Here is a 2,356-nt window from a genome sequence, read left to right on the forward strand (position 1 = left end):
TTCAGAATTAAAGAGCTTTTATGAGGGGCTCGTTAAAAAAGGGAAAAAGAAAATGGTAGCGTTTGTAGCACTAATACGAAAAATTATTGTTATCGCCAATGCCAGATTAAAAAAATTTGAACAGAAAAAATCGCTAACTGCGGTATCACTGTGAAGCTGTGAATAAGGTGTGTAAAATGACTATTTATTATCCAGTTTTCAAACTTGCTCACAGCAATTCAAACATAGTTGATCCAAAAAGCGTATTACTTAATTGTGCTAATTTATTAGCGAATATAACCGTCTATGGAAAAACGCTCAACATGCAGTCAACGGATGCGTTCGTCAGTTAGCTTCCGCTTTACCATGATATGGGCTTGATCGGCGCTTGGATGAGAAGCTTTTGCCATGGGTTTCCGTTAACTATACTTTCTTCTTTCACCTTTTTATCCCGTCCTGAAAAATGCTTATGGGCGATTCATTATCACCGATGGAGCATATCTCCCGGTCCTAATTTCGCTTACGACCTGTGCGTAAAAAAATTGAAGATAGCGCTCTTGAGGGCTTGGATTTAAGTTCTTGGTGAGTAGCCCTGAATGGGTCGGAAATGATTCATCCTGATGCCTTGCGTAATTTTGAAAAACGATTCAGGAAATATAGATTTAAAAAAGAAGCGATTTTTCACGATTATGGACTTGCAGAATGTTCTTTAGGACTCACTTTCCTCCCTTTAAATCGGGGCCGAATATCAATCGAATCAAGCGATTGCCTTATGAAAAAAATAATACAGCCGTGCCATCAAAAACGCGCGATAAGAAATATTATGAATTCGTTTCGTGCGGCAGTGTTTTAGAAAGGCATGAAATCCGTATTGTGAACGATAACGATAAGCGGGTTGCTGAACGTACGATTGAAAATATTTAATTTAAAGGCCTCTCCGCCATCCAAGGTTATTATCGTAACTCAGAAGCAACAATAGCGATTTATCATAATGGTTAGTGGGCGACGGGAGACCTTGGATATTTAGCTGAAGAAGAGCTTTTTATTACTGCTCGGAAGAAAGATTTAATTATTAAGGCTGCTCGTGATTATCATCCCACAGAAATCGAAGCAATGGCTAGCCCCTCTGAGGGAGTTCGAAAGGGTTGTATGGCTGCTTTTGGGGTAGCTGATGAAAAAAGAGGTACGGGAAAATTAATAATAGTCACCGAAACGAAAGAAGATAAAAAATTCATCCTGAAATAAAAAAATGCTAAATAAAGTGATTTTACAAATCAGCATCCCGCCTGACAAAATTTCGTTAGTGCATTCGCACACATTGCCAAAAATATCCAGTGGAAAATTGCGCCGTTCGAGCTGTAAGCAATATTATTTTGCCAGAAAATTAAACTGACTAAGCCAGTCTGCTTTTTGGCAAACGATAAAATTATTTATTAAAAATCGTGCGAGAAAAATAGAAAAATGGTTAATTAATTTGATTAAAGTGGTATTTAATTTTTATATTCTTATTTTATTGTTTTTCACCTTATTACCTGTTTGGTTGTTAGTCTTTATTCTGTGTCCAAAAAAAGCGGCCGCCGTTTTCGGTTTTGGGCGCGTTCAATTTTTCGGCTCATATTTTCTCCCATTTCTATTAAAGAAAAAGAAAATATTAGCGAGTAAGCAAGGATTTATGTTGCTAATCATGGCAGTTTTATAGATAGCGTGATACTTGCTGATATGTTGCTGGCCGATACCAATTTTATTCGTAAAAAAGAATTGTTAAAAACACCACTCATAAAAATCTCCGTCAAGCAACTTGACCTCGTCACGATTGATCGCATGGATTTTTCAAAAAGCCATTCAGATGTAAAACGAATTGAGCAGACATTAGAACAAGGCCGTTCCATCTTTATTTTTCCTGAAGGGACATTTAGTTATGCAATTGGTGTACGACCCTTTAAGCTCGCTGCTTTTAAAATCTCAGCCGAACTGGGGAAACCCATTTGTCCGGTTGCTATTTATTGACGCTAGAAAAATTTTTCGCACGAAACAATTCTTAGTAAGACCGGCGAAATTGAAAGTCATTATTTATAAACCCTTAATCCCTAAAAATAAGGAATGGGAGGAAGTTATACGTTTACGCAAACAATCCCGCCTTTTAATTGCGAAATACAGCGGTGAGCACGTTCTAGATTTGGTTTTTTTCAACGGGAGTGCTGAGTAAATCAGAGTAGCCTGGGAATAATAAATCCCGTATTCTGCTTTGGTCTATACGTATATGGCCCCAGGGTTGTTGTCAACAATCAGTTTTGACGAAAAGAACGTATATGCGGCTTCACCGAGCCACCGCATGAATTAGCCTCATCAACCTCAGGTTTTACCTTAACGTCCTTAA

The 2,356-nt window shown here is 37.9% G+C and carries 1 pseudogene; it reads left to right on the forward strand.

Annotation, left to right across the window (positions count from 1 at the left end):
- Positions 1-233: 233 nt before the first annotated feature.
- Positions 234-2,195, forward strand: a pseudogene (locus tag OWO34_RS08845) (1-acyl-sn-glycerol-3-phosphate acyltransferase); the annotation flags it as partial.
- Positions 2,196-2,356 lie beyond the last annotated feature (161 nt).

The organism is Coxiella endosymbiont of Ornithodoros maritimus, from assembly GCF_907164965.1.
Classification (GTDB): Bacteria; Pseudomonadota; Gammaproteobacteria; order Coxiellales; family Coxiellaceae; genus Coxiella.